Genomic DNA, 21962 nt, shown 5'->3' with positions numbered 1-21962 from the left:
ACAGCAGTGTGTCATCATCTATGTCATGAATTCATCGCGATTGCGACGATGAAGCGCGCGGAGCGCTTGCACGCCCTGTCCGAGACGCTGCGCCGCAGCGGGGCGCGCGGTGTCTCGGCCGAGCGTCTGGCGCAGGAGTTCGAGGTGTCGGTTCGGACGGTCAAGCGTGATCTCGATGCGCTCGAACGCAGCGGTGCGCCGATCTGGTCGCGGCCCGGCCCGGGCGGTGGCTACGGGCTCGCCGCCGGGTCCTCCCTCCCGCCGATCAGCCTGTCGCCGTCTCAGGCGGTGGCGCTCATGGCCGCGATCGCGGCCGCGACGGACGCGCCGTACGCCGACCTCGCATCGGCCGCCGTGCGCAAGATCGTGGACGTGCTCGACCCACGCACCCGGAAGCACGCGGCCGACCTCGCCGGACGGGTCTGGGTCGACGGCGCGCCCGGCGCCTCGCGTGCGGTCAGATCAGCCCTCGAACAGGCGATGGCCGAGCAGCGCGTCGTCCGCATCCGCTACACCGCTGAAAGCGGCGCCACCACGACGCGCGACGTCGAGCCGGTGCTTTTCGCGTCGAATGGCGGCCGCTGGTATCTCATCGGATGGTGTCGCCTGCGCGACGGGATGCGTTGGTTCGCGATGGATCGCGTCGAGCGGGCGCACGTGACGGCGGCGGAGTGCGAGGGGCACACCGTCGCCGAGGTCGGGCGGCCGCCGGACCACGCGCGGCCCGTCGGCGGGTCACGAACGGAGTGAGTCCGCGGGGTCGCCGAAGTGCGTGCGGATGTGCTCGCTGATGACGCGCCGGCCCTCGTCCTGGTCGCCCGCGCGCAGGGCGTCGAGCAGTGTTCGGTGCTGCGCCCCCACGGCGTGCGGGTCGCTGTAGAACGACGCATCGCGCCGGAAGTACGCGCGTACGCGGGGCTGGATCGTCCGCCAGATCTGCAGGCAGTGCTGCTGGCCGGAGAGGATCACGATGGCCTCGTGGAACCGGGCGTCCTCGTCGGCGAGCCGACCCAGGTCGCCGGCCGACGCCGCATCGTCCATGCGCTCGATGATGGCTGCCAGTCCTGCGGCATCCTCATCCGTGCACGCCTCCATCGCCTTCGCGAAGGCGAAGCGCTCGAGGGCGAGGCGGACGGGAACGAGGACGTTCTCGATCTCCTCCTGCGAGACGCCGAGCACCTCGGTGCCGCGGTACGGGTAGGAGACCACGAGCCCCTCCTGCTCCAGCTGTCGGAGCGCCTCGCGGATCGGCGCACGACTGGTCCCGAGCTGACTCGCGAGCTCGAGCTCGGTGAGCTTGTGTCCGGGTTCAAGGTCCCCGGACGTGATGGCCTCTCGCAGCACGTCGGCGACCTGCTGGCGGCGAGAAGCGGTCGGGATCGGCGGAAGCGGAGAGGAGCTCACTCCGCCACCGTAGCAATCCGGTGGTCGTTGTCGACAATGGCCGGAAGAGGCCGGTACGGTTATTGTCGACAATCGACAGAACGGATTCCGTGGTGAGGAAGGCGGATCAGATGAAGATCAGCGAGATCAAGACGTGCGGGCTGCGCGGCGCGACCCCGGAGGGCGGATGGACGCACGAGCACGGCCCCGACGACGTCATCCACACCCTTATCGCGGTGCACACCGACGAGGGCGTCATCGGCGTCGGCAGCTGCTACTCGAGCGAGGCGCTCGTCCGCGCCGCGCTCGAGCTCCTGACACCGCTGGTCGTCGGGGCAGACCCGCGCGAGCCCGAGCGGGTGAGTCAGACGCTGGCAGCCCATACCTTCTGGATGGGAAGAGGGGGCGCGGTCGCGCACGCCATCAGCGGGATCGACATCGCCCTGTGGGACATCCTGGGGCAGACGGCGGGACTTTCCGTGGGGATGCTGCTCGGGGGCGTCTACCGGTCGCGTGTACGACCGTATGCGTCGCTGCTGGTCGACGACCCTGCCCCGCTGCGCGACACGCTCCACGAGATCGCGGCCGACGGTTTCCACGCGTTCAAGATCGGGTGGGGCGGTTTCGGACGCCGCGACAGCCGATACGACGAGGATGTCGTCGCCGCGGCGCGCGACGCGATCGGGCCGGATGCCCTGCTCGCCGTCGACGCCGGCGGGTCGGATGGATTCTGGGCGGGCCGATCGGCGTGGGCGATCCGCACCTCGGCGATGCTCGCCGACTACGACGTCGCATGGTTCGAGGAGGCATTGGCGCCCGATGACATCGAGGGCTACACGGCTCTGCGTGCTCGAGCCGGCGTGCCCATCGCCGGCGGCGAGGTGCTGACGCGGCGCCAGGACTTCGCGAGATGCATGCGCGCCGGGGCCTTCGACATCGTGCAGCCCGACACGACGAAGAGCGGCGGGCTCAGCGAATCACGCCGTGTGGCCTGGCTGGCCGAGGAGTTCGGGGTGCAGCTCATCCCGCACGGGTGGAACACGGCGGTCGGGCTGAGCGCGGATCTGCATCTCGCGTCCGCTGTCGCCGGCACCGACCTCGTGGAGTACCGCACGGGCTCGGCCTACATCGACGGGCTGCTGGAGACGCCTCCCGAGCTCGACGCCGACGGCATGCTCGCCGTGCCCGAGGGGCCGGGCCTCGGCATCCGGCTCTCGCAGGAAGCCCTCGACCGATGGGGCACGCGGCCCGATCTGCTTCGGCCGAGCGTGAGCCGGTGAGCGCCGCGGGTCAGTGAACGACCGTGTCGAGGATGAGAGTGCGCATGCCCGCGCGCGAGGCGGCCAGCGCGCCGACGGCGCTGTCTTCGATCGCGAGACACCGGTCGGCTGGAGCCGCGACGAGCGACGCGGCTCGACGGTAGAGGTCGGGGTGAGGCTTGGGGCGGTCGCGTGGCGTCCATCCCACCAGCGTCACTCCCGCCAGCAGGGGCAGCGCGCAGGAGACGGTGTACTGCAGCCGTTCCTGCGCGCTGTTGCTGACGATCGCGACGGGAATGCTCGCGCGGACGAGCTCGCGGGCGAGGCGGTAGGTCGCCTCGATGGGCTGCAGGCTCTCGTCGAAGGCTGTGCGCAGGCGCCGCCAGTACTCGGCATAGACGACCTCGGTCGGGGGAAGCGCGGGATTCGTGGTCCGCAGCGCCTCGAGGCGCTGCTCGAAGCTGAGGCCCTCCGCGTCGGCTCCCGGGGCCGCCACCACGCCCAGGTCGCCGGCGAGAGCGCTCCAGACGCGGTGGCCGATGGGCTCGGAGTCGACGAGGGTGCCGTCGCAGTCGAACATCACCGCGTCGATGTCCTGCCGTCGGACGAGATCGATCACGGCAGTGCCGACGTCGTCGACGCGGGTCCGCTCGGGGGCCATCGGGTCACGTGCTCCGTCGGCGTCCACGTCCACCATTCCGCCACTCCTCGCTCTCGTGTCGATTGTCGACATTCTAGCGGGACTGGCCCGGAGTGAATCAGCCGATGAGGCTCGGCTGTAGGTCGCGCAGCGTGCGACCGTGCGTCATCCGGGCCACGCCGACCGCGGCGAGCACGAGAGCGCCGGCCATCCACGCGAAGAGCACCGCGAGATCGAGACTGACCCGACTGAGGTCGCCCCCGTACATCCACTGGCGCATGCCGTCGACGACGTAACCCATCGGCAGAACATGGTGCAGGGCGGCGAGCGGTGCCGGCAGGGTCTGCCAGGGGAAGGTTCCGCCCGCCGTGACGAGCTGGAGGACCATCAGCACGAGGCCGATGAACTGACCGACCGACCCCAGCCACACGTTGAGCGCGAGGATGATCGCGGCGTACGTGAACGACGCCGTGATCAGCATCCCGAGCGTGCCGACGGGGCTCGAGAAGTTGAACCCGAGCGCGATAGAGAGCACCCCGAAGAGGACGATCATGCCGATCCCGCCCAGCATCGCGGGTGTCAGCCAGCCGGCGAGGGTCACGCGCAGGGGTGAGCGCAGCGCGGTCACGGCGCGGCGCGAGACCGGCTTGACGATGAGGAACAGGGCGTAGATGCCGATCCATCCGGCCAGGGCGGCGAAGAAGGGCGCGAGGCCCGCGCCGTAATCGCCGGCCTTCGCGAGGTTGCCGGAGTCGACCGCCACCGGGTCGGCGATCGTCTGCGCCTGCTGGTCGCGCAGCTCGGGAGTCGAATCGGGCAGCTGGGCCACGCCCGAGCTCAGCCCGTCACGCAGGGTGACGAGCCCGCCGTCGAGGGTTCCGAGACCCGACGCCAGCTGCCGCGCGCCCTCGTCGAGCTGAGCGGCGCCGGTCGCGGCCTCGTCCGTCGCCGACGCGAGCTGGCCGGCACCCGACGACACGGATGCCGCACCGTCGGCGGCCTGTGCGGCGCCGCTCGCGAGCTGGGCGGCACCCGAACTGACCTGAGCGGCCCCCGCGGCGAGACGGTCGATCTGCCCCGTCGCCTCGTCGACGCGCGTCGCGCCCGACTGCAGGCGCTCGCCGATCGGATCGAGGCGCGCGAGGACCGCCGCGATCTGCCCCTCGTCGAGTCCCCCGTTGGCGAGCAGGGCGGCGATGTCCGTCCGCACCTGCGGGAGCTGCCCCGCAGCGTCATCGACGGCCGCGCGAACGCGGTCGGCGTAGCCGGCGAGCTCGGCCGTGCCGTCGGAGACCTGGGCCGCGCCCGACGCCAGATCGGACGAGCCCTGAGCCAGGGTGCGGGTGCCGTCGGCGAGCTGCGACGCACCGTCGGCGAGCTGGTTCGCGCCGTCGCGCAGCTGCACGGCGCCGCTCGAGAGCCGCCCGGTGCCGTCGGCGAGCTGGTTCGCGCCGTCGAGGGCCTGGCCGGCACCGTCGACGAGCTGGTTCGCACCGTCGGTGGCGTTCTGCAGCTGCACGCGGATGTCGGCGATGCCGGTGAGCAGACGCGACGCGGCCTCGCGGCCGACGAGCTCGGCGACGGACGAGCGGATGCGTTCGACCGCCTGCGAGCCGATCGATGAAGCGAGGTAGTTGTTCGCGTCGTTGGTGGCGAGGACCAGCGTCGCCTGCCGGGGCGTATCGCCGGCGGCGCTCGTCAGAGCGAGCGAGAAGTCCTCGGGAAGGGTGACGGAGAAGTCGACCTCGCCGGTGCGCAGCGCCTCCTGCGCCTCGGCGGCATCCATCTGCTTCCAGCCGAAATCCTTGCCCTCGACGAGCTTGTCGGCGACCTCCGACCCGTAGTTGACCGTGCCGTCGCCCTCGCTCGCGGGCGCACCCGCGTCGAGGTCGACCAGGGCCACCGGGATGTCGGCGAACTTGCCGTACGGGTCCTGGTTGGCCCACAGGTACAGGCCGCCATAGAGGACGGGAACGAGCATGAGCGCGATGAGGGCCACCACCGACATCCGGGTGGCCGTCAGCCGTCGCAGCTCGGCGCTGATCAGGGCGGGGATCTTCATCGGGAGGCCTTCGGACGGGTGCCGCGCAACCGGATGCCGCTGGGCACCAGGCGTCGATGCGGCGCGAGGGGATCGGTTTCAGTGAGGAGCGTCGCGGCGGCCTCGCCGGCGATGACGAGCACCGCGAGGCCACGTCCGGCGAATTCGCGCGCGAGCGTCCACCAGGCATGGGGATCGCCGCCGTGGCGGTCGGGCGAGACGAGCACGATGCCCTCGACGCCCGGGCGCAGGGCCGCGAGCTCGAGCAGCATCCGGATGCGATCGGTCGCGGGAACGTCGCCGATGGGAACGCGCGAATACGAGCGCAGGTCGTGCTCGTCGAGCCAGCGCCGAGCGGAGATCGGGTCGGCGAGCCGGCCCGCGAACATCAGCTCCTCGCTGACCATGCCGACCGTGGAGATGTTCGGTGGCGGATCGCTGACGTCGGGAGCGTCGATCAGTGCGGTCTTGTGCCGAAGGGTACGCGCCGCCCGGGCGCCGTCGAGCAGAACGGTGCCGCCGTCGGGCCGCATGCGTCCGCTCGCGATGAGGCCCAGGACCGTCGGGCGCTGCTCGGTCTCGGCGATCGCGAGGGTGGCGCGGCCGGTGCGGAACGACAGGCTCGTGGGCGGCAGAGCGAGATCCTTGCGGCCCTTCGCCACCTCGCGCAGTTCGACGCGCATCAGGACACCGTTCCGACCACGTCGGCGTGTGCGTCGATGATGGCGGCGGCGTCGCGCCACGAGAGCCCCGCGATCGACAGCACCGCTCGGACGACGAGCGAACGCGCCTCGGGCGACGAGGCGTCGAGGCGCACGATGACCGTTCGGGCGGTCTCTTCGATGAGGCGGGCGAGCGTCGGCGCCGCGACGTCCGTGCGGAGCGTGCCCTCGTCCTGACCGCGGCGCACGAGCGCCATCAGCGCTCGGCGGAGCGGGGCGAGGGCCGCGGCGGAGTCTTCGACGTGGCGCTCGTCGAGGGCGACGGCCGCCGCGACCTGCACGTGGGACGCCTCGCCCCAGAGCCGGCCCGTCAACCGGGCGAGGGCGACGGGGACGGGCTCGGTGTCGAGTCGCAGCGCGGGGTCGGTCGCGATGGCGTTGAACCGCTGCGCGCCCGAGGCCACGAGCTCGCGCACGAGGGCGTCACGGTCGTCGAAGTGGCCGTAGAGCGCGCGGCGGCTGAGCCCGGCGGCGCGGGCGATCGCGTCGACGGAAGCGCTCGGGTCGAGCGCGAGCGTGCGCGCGGCGGCGGAGAGCAGGCCGGCGCGGTTCGCGGCGGCATCCTTCCGCGGACGACGGGGGGAGACGGTGTCGGTCACCCGTCGATGATACGAACCTGCACATGCGTGTGCAAGTTACCTCGCTGCAGCGCGTGCTGCGGGTCAGTCGGCGCCGAAGTCGAACGACGCGGACTCGCCCGCGGCATCCACTCGCTCGGCCAGATCCTGGTCGGTCGGTTCGACGTTTCCGGTGATCTCGGCCGCACCGCCCCGCTCGAGGTCGCCGACGAGCTCGGCCGTCGGACCGCCGATGAGGCCGATGCCGGCGTAGTGCTCGAGGCGCGAGCGCGAGTCGGCGATGTCGAGGTTGCGCATGGTGAGCTGGCCGATGCGGTCGGTCGGACCGAAGGCCGAGTCGCCGACGCGCTCCATAGAGAGCTTCTCGGGCGAGTACGACAGGTTGCGGCTCTCGGTGTTCAGGATCGTGTAGTCCTCGCCGCGGCGCAGGCGCAGCGTCACGGTGCCGCTGATGGCGGAGCCCACCCAGCGCTGGATCGACTCGCGCAGCATGAACGACTGCGGCTCGAGCCAACGACCCTCGTACATCAGGCGGCCGAGGCGGCGACCCTGCTCGTGGTAGGTCGCGAGGGTGTCCTCGTTCAGGATGCCGTTCACCAGGCGCTCGTACGCGATGAACAGCAGCGCCATGCCCGGGGCCTCGTAGATGCCGCGGCTCTTGGCCTCGATGATGCGGTTCTCGATCTGGTCGCTCATGCCGAGACCGTGGCGGCCGCCGATCGCGTTCGCCTCCATCACGAGCTGGACGATGTCGGAGTACTCGACGCCGTTGACGGCGACGGGGCGGCCGGCCTCGAACGTGACCGAGACGTCCTCGGTCTCGATCTCGACGGCCGGATCCCAGAAGCGCACACCCATGATCGGCTCGACGATCTCGAGCGAGACGTCGAGGTGCTCGAGGGTCTTTGCCTCGTGCGTCGCGCCCCAGATGTTGGCGTCGGTCGAGTAGGCCTTCTCGACCGAGTCGCGGTAGGGGAAGCCGTGCGCGACGAGCCACTCGCTCATCTCTGTGCGGCCGCCCAGCTCGGTAACGAAGTCGGCGTCGAGCCACGGCTTGTAGATGCGCAGCGCGGGGTTGGCGAGCAGGCCGTAGCGGTAGAACCGCTCGATGTCGTTGCCCTTGTAGGTGGAGCCGTCGCCCCAGATGTCGACGCCGTCCTCCTTCATGGCGCGCACGAGCATCGTTCCGGTGACGGCGCGGCCGATCGGCGTGGTGTTGAAGTAGGTGCGTCCGGCCGAGCGGATGTGGAAGGCACCGCACGACAGGGCGACGAGGCCCTCCTCGACCATCATCGGCTTGCAGTCGATCAGGCGCGAGCCCTCGGCGCCGTACTGCAGCGCGCGACCGGGGATCGACGCGATGTCATCCTCGTCGTACTGACCGAGGTCGCCGGTGTAGGTGAAGGGGACGGCGCCCTTGTCGCGCATCCACGCGACCGCGACGGAGGTGTCGAGACCCCCCGAGAAGGCGATGCCGACGCGTTCGCCGACGGGCAGGGACTGGAGGACCTTCGACATGGGGACAATCCTACTGAGCAGGCGTCAGTCCTTCGTGACGGGGACGACGAGGCCGCCCCAGGTCTCGTTCTCGAAGTCGGCGACCTCGGTGGAGGTCAGCAGGTCGTAGAGAGCGACGATGCGGGGGTCGTCCTTCAGGTCGGGGCGCGTCGCGAGGACGTTGTAGTACGGGCTGCCCTCGCCCTCGGTGAGGATCGCCTGATCGGCGGTGAGGCCGGCGGGCAGCGCGAAGCTGATCGTCACGAACGCCGCGTCGACGTCGGGCACGGCCTGCGGCAGCGTCGCGTTCTCGATCTCCTGGAACCGGAAGTCGCGCGGGTTGTCGGTGATGCCGGTGAGGTCGGCGACGTCGTCGGAGACCTCGATCAGGCCCTCCTGCGCGAGCAGCTTCAGTGCTCGTCCCTCGTTCGTCGGGTCGTTCGGGATGGCGATCGTCGCGCCGTCGTCCAGGTCGTCGAGGCTGTCGACCTTGCTCGAGTAGAACGCGGCCGAGGGCAGGTAGGCCTCGCCGACGCTGATGAGGTCCGACCCGGTGTTGGTGTTGAAGTTCTCGAGGAAGGTCGAGTTCTGGAACAGGTTCGCGTCGATCGAGCCGTCGACGAGCGCCGTGTTGGGGGTGTTGTAGTCGGTGAAGGGGACGAACTCGATCGTCAGCCCGAGTTCGGCCGCGCCGTTCTCGGCGATGTGGTTGAGGATGTCGCCGGCCGGGGTCTGCAGGGCGCCGACCTTGAGCGTGCCGAGGCCGTCTCCGTCGGCGTCACCCGACTCGGACGCCGGCGAGCCGGCGCACCCGGCGAGCAGGAGCGCGGCCGAGGCGACGGCGGCGATGAGGAGCGGGGTGCGGGCGGTGCGAGCCGTGCGGGACATGAAGGGTTCCTCTCGGGATGACGGTGCGGTGCGGTGCGGTGCGGTGCGTGGGGTGCGGGTCGGGGACGGACGGGTGTTCAGGCGGCGCCGCGGGCATCGGCCCGCTGCATCCGTGCGCTCGGGGAGGCGGTGCGGCCGCGGGGCGAGCGGCGGGCGAGGCGCCGGGCGCCCCAGCTCGCGAGGCCCTGCAGCACCATGACGATCGCGAAGATCACGACGATGACGCTGACGATGTGGATCCAGCTGTACTGCTGGTAGCCGTACCGGATCGCGACGTCGCCGAGACCGCCGCCGGCGACGGTGCCGACCATCGCCGAGAAGTTGATGATCGAGGTGACGGTCGTCGAGAGGCCGAGCAGCATCGCGGGCGCGGCCTCGGGCAGCAGCACCTTCGTCACGAGCTGCCAGCGGCTCGCTCCCAGCGATGCGGCGACCTCGAGCAGGCCGTCATCCACTTCCTTGATCGCGATCTCGACCATGCGGGCGAAGAACGGGATGGCGACGACCGACAGGGGCACGATCGCCGCGGTCGGTCCGATGAAGGTGCCGACGATGAGCCGGGTGAAGGGGATCAGCGCGACCATCAGGATGATGAACGGCACCGAGCGGCCGAGGTTGACGATGAAGTCGAGCACGCGGTTGATGACGATGCCGACGCGGCGCGAGCCGAAGGGCGTCGCGAGAAAACGCCCCTGCTCCGTGCCGACGAGCACGACGCCGAGCGGCAGGCCGATGACGATCGTCGCCAGCAACGCGACGCCCACCATGTAGAGCGTCTGGCCCGTGGCGACCAGCAGCAGATTGAGCAGTTGCTCGTTCACGCGGCATCCCCTCCTCGCAGGACATCGACGATGAGACCCTGACTGCGCAGGTCGGCGATGACGGCGGATGCCGCGGACGCGGGCACCTCGAGACGGGTGCGGCCGGCCTGCGTCCCTGCGATCTGCTCGACGAGAGCGCCGAGCAGCGACACGTCGACGTCGTGGTCGCGGGCGATGCGTGCGATGACGGGACGGTCGGCTGTGCCGCCCGCGAACGTGATGTCGATGACCGTCGCGCTCGGATCGGCTCCCGCAGGAATCGGCCCCAGCGGGAAGAGCTGCGACGTGAGGCGCGAGCCCGGCGTGCGGATGACGTCGGTCAGGCGTCCGCTCTCGATGACGCGGCCGTGCTCGATGAGCGCCGCCGAGTCGCACGTCGACTTCACGACATCCATCTCGTGCGTGATGAGGAGCACAGTGAGTCCGAGCTCGGCGTTGATGCGCCTGTAGAGGTCGAGGATCGAGGTCGTGGTCTCGGGGTCGAGGGCGCTCGTCGCCTCGTCGGAGAGCAGCACGCTCGGGCCGCTCGCGAGGGCGCGGGCGATGCCGACGCGCTGCTGCTGCCCGCCCGACAGCTCGTGCACGGCGGCGTCGCCGCGGTGACCGAGGCCGACGAGGTCGAGCATCTCCTGCGCGCGGTCGCGCCGCCGGGTCCGGGGGCTGCCGTCGAGTTCGAGGGCGAGCTCGACGTTGCCGCGCACGGAGCGGCTGCCGAGGAGGTTGAACCGCTGGAACACCATGCCGATGCGGCGCCGTGCCGCGCGCAGGCTGTTCGCGTCGAGGGCGGTCAGATCCACCCCGTCGACGACCACTCGGCCTGTATCCGGCCGCTCGATGAGGTTGACCATACGGGCGAGCGTGCTCTTGCCGGCGCCGGACTGGCCGACGATGCCGTAGATCTCCCCGGAGGGGATCTGCAGCGAGACGTCGTCGACGGCGGTCAAGCCGCCGTAGGTCTTCGATACGTGCTCGAGCGCGATCACGGTCGGGCCTTTCGGAGGTGTGCGCCGTCGGGTCGCCGGCGTCACCCCGAGTTTCCCGGTGTTCACGCGCCGCGCCGAATTCTCGTTACCCCAAATGTCGCCGTCGCTTGCCGACGCGCGAGCACGCACCGTCGCCGCGAGCGCGTACCCCGCACGGCGCGTTCTCGCCGAGAGGGTGCGTTCCCGGCGGATGCCGCGTGCCCGGGCCGCGGCCAGACGGTCGGATGCCGCGGACGTTCGGTCGGGCGCACGTTCGGCCGAGGCGACAACATCGGAAGCATGACCTCGACCGCAGCCATCCCCCTCGCCCACGAGAACGCCGCGCCCATGAGATACGGCGGACTCATCGTCGTCATGCTCATGGGGTTCCTCGTGGTCACCGCGGAGTTCCTGCCCAACGGCGTGCTGACCGAGATGGCCGCGGGCCTCGGGGTGACACCCGGTCAGGCGGGCCAGACGGTGACGATCACGGCGCTCGCCGGACTCATCGCGGCCCCGACGATCGGCCTCATCTTCCCGCGCCTCGATCGGCGCGCGCTGCTCGTGGGGGCCGCGGCGGCGGCATCCGTCTCGAGCATCGTCGTCGCGCTCTCACCGCACCTGGTCGCGATCCTCATCGCCCGCTTCTTCCTCGGCGCCTCGATCAGCGCGTTCTGGTCGATGTCGATCACGGTGGCGGCCCGGCTCGCCGGGCCGGAACGCATCGGCCGGGCGATGATGTTCACCTCGGCCGGGGTGTCGCTCGCAACCGTGGCCGGCGTGCCCCTCGGCGTCCTTCTCAGCGAGATGCTCGACTGGCGCATCGCGTTCGCCGTCGTCGGAGCCGCGACCGCTGCCGTCGCGCTCGCCGTGCGCCTCACCCTGCCCACGGTGCCGGCCGCGGCGGCATCCAGTCTGCGGCTGCTCGTCGACTCGCTCCGGCGCACCGGCGTCGCGGCGGGCATGATCGGCCATGTGCTCGTCGTGCTCGGGCACTTCCTCGCGTACACCTACATTCGGCTGGCGCTGGAGCGGGTACCGGATGTCGGGGCCGAGACGATCGTGCTGCTGCTCGCGGTGTTCGGGGCGGGCGGGCTCGTCGGAAACCTCGTCATCGGACTGCTCGTCGACCGGGCGTTCCGCGTCCTCGCCGTCACGGCGCCGGTCGTCATCGCCGCGGCGCTCGCGCTTCTCGTGCTGCTGCCCGGATCGATCCCTGTCGTCGTCCTGGCGGTCTTCGCCTGGGGCTTCTTCTTCGCCTCGTGGCTCATCATCGTCAACACGTGGGTGGGACACCGGATGCCGGACCGGCTCGAGGCCGGTGGAAGCCTGACGGTCGTCGGGTTCCAGCTCGCGATCGTGCTCGCGGCCGGACTCGGCGGGCTGCTGGTCGATCTCGTCGGCGTCGTCGCGATCGACGTCGTCGCCGTTACCCTCCTCGCGGCCGGCGCGGTGCTGTTCGGTTGGGTCGTGCGGACGCACGAGGCCGACCGGATGCCGCGCCCCTGACGAGGCGCCCGGACGACCGCCCCGCCGCCGAGGGCGGCTCTCGGGCGGCGGTACCGTCAGTACAACGACGGCGCCGCCGCCCGCGCACGCCACAGCGACGGCGGCATCCCGGTATGGCGGCGGAACGCCCGGCTGAAGCCTTCGTCGGATCCGTAGCCCAGGGTGCGGGAGGTCTCCGAGACGGATGCTCCCGACTCGAGCATGTCCTTGGCGTGCTGCATCCGGATCTCGGTGACGTAGCTCGCGGGCGAACGCCCGTACGCGCGCCGGAAGCGTGCGGCGAAGACCGTCCGCGACATGGCGCTGAGGCTCGCCAGCTGGTCGATGGTCCAGTCGCGACCGGGGTCGGCGGCGACGGCCTCCGCGGCGCGGCTGAGGAAGGGGTCGACGGCCGGCGCGGGCCACGCGGAGGCGCCGGCGGTGTGCGCGGCCCACGCGCGGATGGCCGAGAGCAGCACGGTCTTGACCATCATCTGGCAGATGACCGCGTCTCCCGACCGCCCGGACGCGGTGCCGGTTCCGAGGTGGGAGACGAGGGCGGCGGCCGCGGGCTCGAGCTCGACGAAGCCGTCGACGAAGACGAACGGCGGCAGCGGGGTCACCGCGGCGAGGGAGACGTCGGCGGGGACGACCGTCAGCTCTGCGCCCGACTGCGAGGTCAGGGAGATCGGACGGCATCCCAGGCTCAGGAAGGCGTCACCGGCGAGGAGCGTGCGCGCGCCTGTCGGGGTCGCGGCGTCGCCGGAGGGTCCGACGACCGTGCAGCTGGTGCCGGATGCCGGATCGCCGGTGATCTCGCCCGATCGCACGTACACCAGCGTTGCGTCGCCTGTGCCGAGCGGCAGCGATCCACCCGGGGCGAGGTCTGCCCGATGGGCCATACGCGGCCGGATCTCGAGGGATGCCAGAGCCTGTTCGAGCGCGATCACGCTGTCCCCAACGCCGTGCCGAGCGGCCTCATTCCGCCGCGCACGCCTACGCCCACGGGAGAACGTACCGTCGGGGCGAGCACGCACCCCGTTCGGTGCGTGCTCGCGGCAAGGGTGCGTTCTCGGCGGGCTCGTCCCAGCCGCGGGCGGCTCAGCCCAGTGAGACGCCGGTGATCGTCACGGGGGTTGCGGGGGCGCCGTCGGCGGCGCCGCCCTCGGCGCCGGCTGCGGCGACCTCGCGCACGACGGCGAGGCCCGCTTCGTCGAGCGTGCCGAAGACGGTGTACTTCGCGGGCAGCGGGGTGTCCTCGTACACGAGGAAGAACTGCGAGCCGTTGGTGTTCGGGCCGGCGTTGGCCATAGCGACCGTTCCGGCCGGGTAGGTCTCGCTGCCGTCGAGCTCGTCGGCGTAGTTGTAGCCGGGGCCGCCGCGTCCAGTGCCCGACGGGTCGCCGCACTGGAGCACGAAGATGCCCGAGGTCGTGAGGCGGTGGCACGGCGAGTCGTTGTAGTAGCCCTGCTCGGCGAGTGAGACGAAGCTCCCCACCGTGCACGGCGTGCGGTCGGCGTCGAGGGTCATCGGAATGTCGCCCGCCGACGTCTGCAGGACGGCCGAGACCTGCCCCGACACCTCGGCCTCAGCGGGCGGCGGCGTCACATCGCGCACGCCGCCGGCTGCCTCGACGTAGGCGCACGAGCCCTCCGGGACGGTCTCCGCCGTCGGCATCGTGTCGGGTTCGGCCGGCGCCGGCGACGACGAGCATCCGGCGAGAGCGAGAGCCGACAGGACGAGGAGGGCGGAACCGAGGCGAGCACGCATGGTCCGAGCCTACGGTCTTGGATGCCGCCTCCCGGGTAGTCCTCGCGACGTCGTTCGGTCTCCGCGGCAGACGCCCGGATGTCGGATCTTTCCCGCACGCGGCGCGAGTGGCACGATCGGACCGTGACGCCCGCGCCGCGGGCCGCGGAAGGGGTGGCGATGGCTGACAGCACGGCGGGCGGGGCCGGGTTCTCCGACGAGGAGAAGGCCGCGATGAAGCAGCGGGCCGAAGAGCTCCGCTCGACGAAGGGTCTCAAGGGTGCCGCGAAGCTCGCGAAGGAGCTCGAGGCCTGCATGGAGGCGATCGACGCGCTCGAGGGGATCGACGGCGAGGTCGCCCGCATGGTCCACCGGATCGTGTCGGAGGAGGCATCCGACCTCGATCCGAAGACGTTCTACGGGTTCCCCGCATACGCGCGGGCGGGCAAGGTCGTCATCTTCGTCCAGCCCAAGTCGAAGTTCGACACCCGCTACCCGACCCTCAACTTCGACGAGACGGCGACGCTCGACGACGGGTCGATGTGGCCGACGTCGTTCGCGATAGTCGAGGTCACTCCCGAGGTCGAGCGTCGCGTGCGGGATCTGGTCCGCGCGGCGATCGACTGAGCGCCGAGGCCGGCGAGACCCCCGCCGACCGCGGTTCTCGCGTCGCGGCGACCGCGATCGCCGTCAGCAGCGCGGGCACGGCGAGACCGAGCAGAGTCCCGGCCGCGACATCGTGCAGGTAGTGCGCACCTTCGAACAGCCGGCCCGACAGCACGATGAGCGCCGCTGCGACAGCCGTCCAGGTCGCCCACGCCCGGTGCAGCGCGACGGCGATGACCCAGACCGCGCCCATCGCCAGAACCGAGTGGTTCGAGGGAAAGGAGTAGCCCGTCGCGTCACACGCGGTCAGCGCGGTCCAGCGGGTGCACGGACGGGCCTGCATCAGAGCCACCTTGACCATCTCGCTCGTTGCGTAGGCGATGACCACTCCGCCCGCTGCGGCGATCGAGAGGATGCGGCGCCGCGGGCCGCGGCGGAGCGCGACGGCCAACGCGACGACCGTTCCGACGGCGAGAAGAGACAGGAACACGTCCGAAAGGTACGCGGTCGCCGGAAGCGCGAGTCCCGCGTTCATCGCCCGGCGCGTGACCTGGACACTCAGGCTCACGCCCCACCACGGGATGAGCAGCGCCGCCGCGGCGATGACCGCGACAGCGGACAGGGGGAGTATCGACGATCGAGGGATGACGGTGCTCACTTCAGCAACGCTAGGAAGCGCGCCGCGGCGCGGCATCCGCTCGCAGGCTGAGTCGCATCGTCCGCGCGGTGTATTTCCGCCTCAGGAGAGCAGCGCCTCCGCACGCAGCGTGAGCGCGGTCGCGACGAGCGTCGACAGCAGGCCCGAGGCCAGCAGGAGGCCCGGATGGGCGAGACCGATCACGATCTGCCGGGTGCGCGGCGCCTCGGCCAGGAAATGCTCCGGGATGCGGTGACGCGTGGGCACAGCCGACCAGCCGCGCAAACGCACGAGGTAGCTCGCGTAGCGGATGATCAGCACGCAGTAGAGCAGCACGGTCACCGGAGGCACGATGCGGGCGAAGAGGTCGCCGGCGACGAGCCAGGCGGTCTCGATGTTCGTGCCGCTCTCGTCGGCGAGCTGCACGGCGATCGCTCCGCCGATCACGACCGAGCCCAGCCAGAACACGAAGGCGCTGAAGAGCGCGAGGAACCGCGCGAAGAAGTGGGTCAGGATCGACGGCTCGTACTCCAGGTGCGACCTCGGTGTCTGCGACAGGACGATGAGCGTCGCCACGAGCGGGGGCAGTGCTGCGGTGAGGGTCAGGGTCGCGCGCAGCCAGTGCGGGCCGCCCAGCAGATCGCAGATCACGAGCAGTGCGACCACGGCGACCATCCACAGCAGCCCGAGGGCCGTGGGGTGGGAGGTCACGAACGACGGATGATGCTCCTCCAGGCGGGCCCCGGCTCGTTCGACGAGGCGCCGTCCCCGATCGTTCGTCGTCACGGGGGGATGCTATCGCCGGTGACGGCCGGGCGGGCAGGGAGTAGCCTGGACGCGTGAGTACCGCCCGCCTGCCGATGCCCTCTGGGCGTGAGGGGGTCTCCGGCGCGCTCAGCGCCGGTGGCACAGGCGCGGCATCCTTCGTCCTCCTCGCCGGTTGATCCGGCGCGCGTCGCGTCGACTCTCGTCCGCGATGCGCTCTCCCGGTCCCGGGCGACGACTCCGTCGTTCCGGGATGATCCGCTCACGACCGTCCGCTCGCAGCCCGTTCCGGGCGCCGGCGCGACGGTGGTGCGCGAACGCGTACTCAGACAGGACCCTTCCATGTTCGCCCTCACGGCCAAAGCCATCCGCTCCTCGTTCATCAACGTCTCGCTCCGCGAGCGCAATTCGCTCGTCATCCCCGCCGATCTCGGCGACGTCGACTGGTCCACCCGTGACTACTACGGATGGCGCGACCCCAAGACTCCGCTGCTCGGGTTCATCGTCGCCGAGGTCGACGGCGAGGCCGTCGGCCTGCAGCTGCGTCAGGCCGACCAGGCCACGCGTACGCGTCCGCAGTGCTCGTGGTGCTGCGACGTCACCCTCCCCAACGAGGTCGTCTTCTTCGCCGCGAAGCGGGCGGGCAAGGCCGGTCGTGCCGGAAACACCGTCGGGACGCTCCTGTGCTCGGGATTCGAGTGCTCGCGGAACGTCCGGCGGCTCGACCCGCCGCCCTACCTCGGGTTCGACGCCGCAGCGGCGCGCGATCGTCGCATCGCGACGCTCCGGAACAACGTCGACGCCTTCTTCCGCGACCTGCGCGACGGCGCCTGAGCCAACCCCGCCCGTGCGTCCGGCTTCTCCTCGACGAGGCGGGGCCGGACGCCCGGCGGTCACCGATCAGATCGTGGCAGGGGCGGTGTCTGCGAGCAGCGCCTCGGCGGCCAGCGCGTCGAGCGATAGGCCGAGGCTCGCGGCGACGGCGGCGACGGTCGCGAACGACGGGGTCGCCAGCCGCCCCGTCTCGATCTTGCGCAGCGTCTCGGGAGACACCCCCGCGGCTGCCGCGACCTCGGCGATCGACCGGTCGCCGCGCGCTCGCCGGAGGTGGGCGCCCAGACGCCGGCCGCGCTCGACGGCTTCGGGGGTGAGAGCTCGACGAACCATCATGCGCTCATCGTATCGGTATAGTTTGACCGGTATTTTTATACCGGAGGAGCGCATCATGATCGAGATCTTCACACCGCCCGAGGTCGACCGCGCCCGCGAGACGGGAGCCATCGTCGGCGGCATCCTTCGCGACCTGCGCTCGCGGGTGCAGGTGGGCACGAACCTGCTCGAGATCGACGAGTGGACGCGCGAGCTCATCGCCGACAACGGAGCGACGTCCTGTTACGTCGACTATGCGCCGTCGTTCGGGCGGGGACCCTTCGGGCACTACATCTGCACCGCCGTCAATGACGCGGTGCTGCACGGGATGCCGCATGACTACCGTCTCGCCGATGGCGACCTCCTGACGCTCGATCTCGCGGTCATCAAAGACGGCCTCGCTGCCGACGCCGCGATCAGCTTCATCGTCGGGCGCAAACGTCCCGAGGGGGCGGCGGCCCTCATCGACGCGACCGAGCGTGCCCTGGCGGCGGGCATCGAGGTCGCACGCGCGGGCAACCGGGTGGGCGATATCTCGCGCGCGATCGGCAATGTGCTCTCCGGTGCCGGATACTCCATCAACACCGAGTTCGGTGGTCACAGCATCGGGACGGTGATGCACGGCGACCTCCACATCCCGAATACCGGGCGGCCGGGGCGCGGCTACATCCTGCGGCCCGGGCTGCTCATCGCGATCGAGCCGTGGGTCATGGAAGACACGAATGTGCTCGTGACCGACGCGGACGGGTGGACGCTCCGCAGCTCGACCGGATGCCTCACCGCGCACACCGAGCACACGATCGCCATCACCGACGGAGCGGCCGAGATCCTCACTCTGTCGCGGTGATTTCCGTCGCGGTGGCCTCTGCCGTGGTGGCCTTCGTCGGCACGGCGCGGCCGCGGCGGCGGGTGACCCACACCGCTCCGAAGCCGACGGCGACGAAGCCGATCGCGATGACGACGACGTACGCCGCGACCGACCCCCATCCGCCGGGCCCATTCGGATTCAGGAACGGGTACGGGTACCAGTACGGCTCGCCCGTCGTGGGGTTCGTGACGAGCGGGCCTCGGACGAGCGTGTAGGCCACCCACAGCAGCGGGAACGCGACTACGACCCAGACGACCTGCCAGCGGAGGGCGCGGCGCCGGGTTCCGATCAGCAGGTCGAGCACGAGGAAGATCGGGCCGATCAGGTGCAGCACCTCGTTCGACCACGGCACCGGCTCGGATCCCTGCGGGAGCGTGATCCCGCGCAGGAGTGCGTTGTAGACGATTCCGGTGATGACCATGTACGCCGTGGCGCAGGTGAGCGCGGCGGAGAGCCCGAGTGAGCCGGCGGCTTCGGCGGGCCGCATCAGCGCTCGGGCGCCCGCCGTCGCAAGGACCACCGCCGCGATGACGTTCGAGAGGATCGTGAAGAAGCTGAAGAAGTTCGCGAACACTGTCGCGACGTCGCCGCCGGTCTCGGCGGTTCGGGTCAGCGACACGGTCAGCTGGGTGATGACGGCGGCCAGGATGACGACGGCCATCGCCAGCCGCAGAACGGACCACACCGTCGCCTGCCTCGAGCTCTGCACGAGGGCACACTATCGCTCGCCCGCCGTTCGTGAACGTATGTGGCGGCGGTCCGGGATGTCGCGTCCGGTCACGGCTAGCGTCGCGGTGCGGCATCCTCGGGCATGGATCTGCGCTCCCGTGCGTTGCGTTCCTCGGCGACCGCGACGAAGGCACCACGCGGCGCGCGCGAGAGGACGAATCCGATGACCATCACCACCCCTCCTGCTCTGGGAGTCTCCGACGTCCGCGACAACGCCGCGTGGCACTCGCTGACCGGGGTGCATGCGCATTTCGCCATCGGCGACGACCTCGTCCGCCGGTACCCCGACGACGTGGCCGGCTTCGTGGGCGTGCGCACGTGGGACGACCCCGCGGTGTGGGACTCGCTCGCGACCGTGGTGGGGTCGGGCAACGAGTTCAGCATCAGCACGCCCGACCGTGCGGATGCCGCGGGCGTCGCTGCCTCTGCGCCGGAACTGCCGGAGGGCTGGGTCCGTACGTTCGGCGGCGCAGGCGTGCAGCTCGTCGAGACGGATCGCCTCCGCCCGAGGCCGGACGACGAGGCGGTCGAGCTCGGTGAGGCGGATGTCGCCGACATGCTCGCGCTCGTCGAGCGCAATCGGCCCGGCCCCTTCCGCCCGCGCACCTACCTGCTCGGCCGGTACATCGGCATCCGGCGTGACGGCCGGCTGATCGCGATGGCCGGGGAGCGGCTGCAGCCGGGCGAGTGGACCGAGATCAGCGCTGTCGCTACCGACGAGGCGTACCGGCGGCAGGGGCTGGCGTCTCGGCTGGTGCTGGATGTCGCTTTCCACATCCGGCAGCGGGGCGGCCGCGCGATGATGCACGCCGCGGCGTCGAACGTGAATGCGATCGCCGGGTACGAGAAGCTCGGATTCGAGCTGCGGCAGCGGACGAACTTCACCGGCGTGCGAGTTCCCTGAGCGGGGCGTTCGCTGCGCGATTCTCCAGCGGCGATTCCTCCCCAGGGGGCGCGCTCTGACGGGCTTCTTAGTTCGTCGCTATGTTCGATACTAATGTCTGACCCTGCTGCCACAATGGGAACATGGCAGCGAACACGGGTGGTGGCTCGGACGGGGTGGAGGTCTCGCCGCACGCCCACGCGATCGCCGCTTACGGCGAGACGTTGGCGCTGGTGCATTACGCGGAGGTCGCGTCGGTGCGCGCGCTGGCCGAGCTCGGGCGGTCGGCGCTTCGTGAGGCCCAGCGTGATGGGGTTCGCGGGATGGCGTCGGACATGGAGCTGCGCTCGGTCGCGGCCGAAGCGGCCGGGCTGGCCCGGCGCAGCGACCGGCGCCTGCAGGCCGACATCGACCATGCGTTGACGATCGTCGATGACTACCCGGCCGTGTTCGAGGCGTGGGAGCAGCGGCGGATCACCCGCGACCATATCGAGGTGGTCGTCAAAGCGGGAACCGGGCTGCCCGATGAGGTGCGGGCCGAGTTCGAGGTCGCCGCGATAGCGGTCTGTGAGCGGGATATCGCGACGCGGGTGAAACCGGCCCTGCGGGCCCTGGCCGAGCAACTGCACGAACGCACCTTCACCGACCGGCACCGAGAAGCCGCCGCGAGCAGGTGCGTGCGGGTATCGCACGGTGCGGACGGGATGTCGGACCTCATCGCCACCCTCCCCACCGTCATCGCCGCCGGAATCCTCGACCGGCTCACGCAGATGGGACAGTCCGTGAAGGACGCCCGAGTGGAGGCGGCCGGCGCCGTGGCAGGGCCGAGCGCTGAGGGGCTGGATGCCGCGGGCGCGAGTGTCGATGCGGATGGCGCGGGCGCGAGTGTCGATGCGGATGCCGCACCGGATGTCCGGACGATGGACCAACTGCGCGCGGACGTCCTCGGCGATCTCGTCCTCGGCGGGGCGCCCGTGGTCGATCCGACCTACGGGACCGACCGGGCCGGTGGGCTCGGCGCGATCCGCGCGCGGGTGCAGGTCGCCGTGACCGCCGAGACCCTGACAGGTCGGGATGAGCGGCCCGCCGAGGCCGTCGGGGCCGGGCTGATCGACGCCGAAACGGCACGCGAGGTCGCCGGGCAGGGATCGGAGTGGGACCGGCTGTTCATCGACCCGGTCACCCGCACCCCGGTCGAGATCGACACCTACCGGCCCACCGCGGCGATGAAGAAACTGCTGATGGCACGGGACCAGCATTGCCGGTTCCCCGGATGCCGACGGGCAGCGATCCGCTGCGAACTGGATCACACCATCGACTACGCCCTCGGCGGGCACACCCATATCAACAACCTTGCCCACCTCTGTCAGCGACATCATTCGATGAAGCAATTCACGAAATGGGAAGTCAGACAACTCGGCGGCGGAGTCCTCGAATGGACCTCACCCCTCGGGCGGGTCTACCGCGAAGACGTACCGACACCGGCGGTGTGCTTCACGATCGACACGGGTGACACGGCCGCTATCGGCGACGCGCCACCGGGTGGCCGAACCGAGCGGGTAGCGCCACCCGAATCACCACCCTTTTGACGCCAGCTTTCTGACGCCGGTCGCGTTCGACACCGACAATTCCCCCGCGGTCAGCCTGTGCGACATGCGGTCAGCTCTTCGAGCCGGCGAACGCAAGGGTGCCGCCGAGGCCGATCATCATCACGCCGCCCGTTCCCGCGAGCGTCGACATGCGCCGCGGCGAGTCGGCGAACCAGGCGCGGGCCGTTCCCGCAGCCAGCGCCCACAAACTGTCGCAGACGACGGCGAGCACCTGGAAGAGGAGGCCGAGCGCGAGGAGCTGCATCCAGATCGGACCAGCTTCGGGGGCGACGAACTGCGGCAGCACCGCTACGAAGAACGCGATCGTCTTCGGGTTGGTCATGCCGACGACGAACCCTTGGGTGAGCAGACGCGTCGACGAGGTCCGTTCGCCTCCCGGAGCGTCGACCCGCACGTGGCGATGGCGGATCGCCTGCACGCCCAACCACACCAGGTAGGCGGCGCCCACGAGTTTGATCACGGTGAACGCCGCGACCGATGACGCGACGATCGCACCGACGCCGAACGCCACCGCGATCACAGCGGGCACGGTGCCGAGGGCATTGCCGATGACGCTCAGCACCCCGGCCCGGCGCCCCAACGCGATCGACCGCCCGATGACGAACAGCACGCTCGGCCCGGGGATCACGATGATGACGACCGCGGCGAGCAGGAACGCCAGCACATTCTCGAACGGGATCACGAGCG

24 protein-coding genes are annotated in these 21962 nt (G+C 70.7%); 8 read left to right on the top strand and 16 right to left on the bottom strand.

From position 1 onward, the window contains the following. The first annotated feature begins 48 nt into the window (after positions 1 to 48). The gene (locus tag MTS1_RS09315) at positions 49 to 750 is read left to right on the top strand and encodes a YafY family protein (RefSeq protein ID WP_023953355.1); all 702 of its coding nucleotides are present in this window, start codon (positions 49 to 51) and stop codon (positions 748 to 750) included. On the opposite strand, the gene MTS1_RS09310 is transcribed toward MTS1_RS09315, so the two are convergent. Beyond that, entirely contained in the window at positions 736 to 1404 is a 669-nt protein-coding gene (locus tag MTS1_RS09310; RefSeq protein ID WP_052007649.1) for a GntR family transcriptional regulator, read from the bottom strand. The two genes, MTS1_RS09315 and MTS1_RS09310, sit on opposite strands and share 15 nt — an antisense overlap. Positions 1405 to 1514: 110 nt before the next feature. On the opposite strand from MTS1_RS09310, the gene MTS1_RS09305 reads away from it, so the two are divergent. After that, on the top strand, positions 1515 to 2663 hold the full coding sequence (locus MTS1_RS09305) for a mandelate racemase/muconate lactonizing enzyme family protein (RefSeq protein WP_023953350.1): 1149 nt from the start codon (positions 1515 to 1517) through the stop codon (positions 2661 to 2663). A gap of 10 nt (positions 2664 to 2673) precedes the next feature. Here MTS1_RS09305 and MTS1_RS16075 read toward each other — a convergent pair whose 3' ends face one another. The 8 genes from MTS1_RS16075 to MTS1_RS09265 form a co-directional block, all read right to left on the bottom strand. Then, complete coding sequence (locus tag MTS1_RS16075; protein ID WP_023953348.1) at positions 2674 to 3339, bottom strand: HAD family phosphatase; 666 nt, start codon at positions 3337 to 3339, stop codon at positions 2674 to 2676. Between the two features lie 61 nt (positions 3340 to 3400). Further along, positions 3401 to 5344: a YhgE/Pip domain-containing protein gene (locus MTS1_RS09295; protein WP_023953346.1), complete on the bottom strand. Its 1944-nt coding sequence runs from the start codon at positions 5342 to 5344 to the stop codon at positions 3401 to 3403. Next, the gene (locus MTS1_RS09290; RefSeq protein WP_023953345.1) at positions 5341 to 6006 is read right to left on the bottom strand and encodes a hypothetical protein; all 666 of its coding nucleotides are present in this window, start codon (positions 6004 to 6006) and stop codon (positions 5341 to 5343) included. The genes MTS1_RS09295 and MTS1_RS09290 overlap by 4 nt, the downstream gene beginning before the upstream one ends. Then, positions 6006 to 6644, bottom strand: coding sequence for a TetR/AcrR family transcriptional regulator (locus tag MTS1_RS09285; protein WP_023953343.1), 639 nt, complete (start codon positions 6642 to 6644; stop codon positions 6006 to 6008). The genes MTS1_RS09290 and MTS1_RS09285 overlap by 1 nt, the downstream gene beginning before the upstream one ends. 63 nt (positions 6645 to 6707) lie before the next feature. Then, positions 6708 to 8141: an argininosuccinate synthase gene (gene argG, locus MTS1_RS09280; RefSeq protein ID WP_023953341.1), complete on the bottom strand. Its 1434-nt coding sequence runs from the start codon at positions 8139 to 8141 to the stop codon at positions 6708 to 6710. A gap of 24 nt (positions 8142 to 8165) precedes the next feature. Further along, positions 8166 to 9008, bottom strand: a complete 843-nt coding sequence (locus MTS1_RS09275) for a MetQ/NlpA family ABC transporter substrate-binding protein (protein WP_023953339.1) — start codon at positions 9006 to 9008, stop codon at positions 8166 to 8168. 77 nt (positions 9009 to 9085) lie between these two features. After that, a complete protein-coding gene (locus MTS1_RS09270) occupies positions 9086 to 9829 on the bottom strand; it encodes a methionine ABC transporter permease (protein ID WP_023953337.1) in 744 nt (247 codons plus the stop codon). Then, positions 9826 to 10878, bottom strand: coding sequence for a methionine ABC transporter ATP-binding protein (locus MTS1_RS09265; protein WP_233494915.1), 1053 nt, complete (start codon positions 10876 to 10878; stop codon positions 9826 to 9828). Before MTS1_RS09265 ends, MTS1_RS09270 begins: the two co-directional genes overlap by 4 nt. Positions 10879 to 11091: 213 nt before the next feature. Here MTS1_RS09265 and MTS1_RS09260 point away from each other — a divergent pair, with 213 nt between their 5' ends. Further along, positions 11092 to 12300 (top strand): MFS transporter, encoded by a 1209-nt coding sequence (locus MTS1_RS09260; RefSeq protein ID WP_023953333.1) that lies wholly within the window; start codon positions 11092 to 11094, stop codon positions 12298 to 12300. A gap of 56 nt (positions 12301 to 12356) precedes the next feature. Here MTS1_RS09260 and MTS1_RS09255 read toward each other — a convergent pair whose 3' ends face one another. Together MTS1_RS09255 and MTS1_RS09250 are read right to left on the bottom strand one after the other, a co-directional pair. Then, the gene (locus tag MTS1_RS09255) at positions 12357 to 13229 is read right to left on the bottom strand and encodes a helix-turn-helix transcriptional regulator (RefSeq protein WP_023953332.1); all 873 of its coding nucleotides are present in this window, start codon (positions 13227 to 13229) and stop codon (positions 12357 to 12359) included. A 151-nt stretch (positions 13230 to 13380) separates the two neighbouring features. Then, positions 13381 to 14049 (bottom strand): peptidylprolyl isomerase, encoded by a 669-nt coding sequence (locus MTS1_RS09250; RefSeq protein ID WP_023953331.1) that lies wholly within the window; start codon positions 14047 to 14049, stop codon positions 13381 to 13383. Between the two features lie 159 nt (positions 14050 to 14208). Between MTS1_RS09250 and MTS1_RS09245 the strand changes: the two genes are divergently transcribed. Continuing rightward, positions 14209 to 14655: a hypothetical protein gene (locus MTS1_RS09245; protein ID WP_036304721.1), complete on the top strand. Its 447-nt coding sequence runs from the start codon at positions 14209 to 14211 to the stop codon at positions 14653 to 14655. Here MTS1_RS09245 and MTS1_RS16070 read toward each other — a convergent pair. Beyond that, positions 14600 to 15292, bottom strand: coding sequence for a phosphatase PAP2 family protein (locus MTS1_RS16070; protein WP_023953329.1), 693 nt, complete (start codon positions 15290 to 15292; stop codon positions 14600 to 14602). The two genes, MTS1_RS09245 and MTS1_RS16070, sit on opposite strands and share 56 nt — an antisense overlap. An 81-nt stretch (positions 15293 to 15373) precedes the next feature. Next, entirely contained in the window at positions 15374 to 16057 is a 684-nt protein-coding gene (locus MTS1_RS09235; RefSeq protein ID WP_023953328.1) for a hypothetical protein, read from the bottom strand. 321 nt (positions 16058 to 16378) lie between these two features. Here MTS1_RS09235 and MTS1_RS09230 point away from each other — a divergent pair, with 321 nt between their 5' ends. After that, positions 16379 to 16870: an FBP domain-containing protein gene (locus MTS1_RS09230; protein ID WP_023953326.1), complete on the top strand. Its 492-nt coding sequence runs from the start codon at positions 16379 to 16381 to the stop codon at positions 16868 to 16870. 66 nt (positions 16871 to 16936) lie between these two features. Here the strand turns inward: MTS1_RS09230 and MTS1_RS09225 are convergent, their stop codons facing one another. Further along, complete coding sequence (locus MTS1_RS09225; protein ID WP_036305390.1) at positions 16937 to 17203, bottom strand: helix-turn-helix domain-containing protein; 267 nt, start codon at positions 17201 to 17203, stop codon at positions 16937 to 16939. Positions 17204 to 17261: 58 nt separating this feature from the next. Here MTS1_RS09225 and map point away from each other — a divergent pair, with 58 nt between their 5' ends. Further along, positions 17262 to 18032, top strand: a complete 771-nt coding sequence (map, locus tag MTS1_RS09220) for a type I methionyl aminopeptidase (protein ID WP_023953324.1) — start codon at positions 17262 to 17264, stop codon at positions 18030 to 18032. On the opposite strand, the gene MTS1_RS09215 is transcribed toward map, so the two are convergent. Next, complete coding sequence (locus tag MTS1_RS09215) at positions 18016 to 18762, bottom strand: Pr6Pr family membrane protein (RefSeq protein ID WP_023953322.1); 747 nt, start codon at positions 18760 to 18762, stop codon at positions 18016 to 18018. The genes map and MTS1_RS09215 overlap by 17 nt on opposite strands. A 183-nt stretch (positions 18763 to 18945) precedes the next feature. Between MTS1_RS09215 and MTS1_RS09210 the strand changes: the two genes are divergently transcribed. Then, the gene (locus MTS1_RS09210) at positions 18946 to 19686 is read left to right on the top strand and encodes a GNAT family N-acetyltransferase (RefSeq protein ID WP_023953320.1); all 741 of its coding nucleotides are present in this window, start codon (positions 18946 to 18948) and stop codon (positions 19684 to 19686) included. 155 nt (positions 19687 to 19841) lie between these two features. Further along, the gene (locus tag MTS1_RS09205) at positions 19842 to 21254 is read left to right on the top strand and encodes an HNH endonuclease signature motif containing protein (RefSeq protein WP_233494914.1); all 1413 of its coding nucleotides are present in this window, start codon (positions 19842 to 19844) and stop codon (positions 21252 to 21254) included. A gap of 70 nt (positions 21255 to 21324) precedes the next feature. Here the strand turns inward: MTS1_RS09205 and MTS1_RS09200 are convergent, their stop codons facing one another. After that, the gene (locus MTS1_RS09200) at positions 21325 to 21957 is read right to left on the bottom strand and encodes a LysE family translocator (protein WP_023953316.1); all 633 of its coding nucleotides are present in this window, start codon (positions 21955 to 21957) and stop codon (positions 21325 to 21327) included. Positions 21958 to 21962: the final 5 nt, after the last annotated feature.

Origin of the sequence: Microbacterium sp. TS-1 (assembly GCF_000509385.1) — a bacterium.
GTDB classification, from domain to species: domain Bacteria; phylum Actinomycetota; class Actinomycetes; order Actinomycetales; family Microbacteriaceae; genus Microbacterium; species Microbacterium arborescens.
Note: the sequence above shows the minus strand (reverse complement) of the source record. Positions and strands in the feature narration are given on the sequence as shown.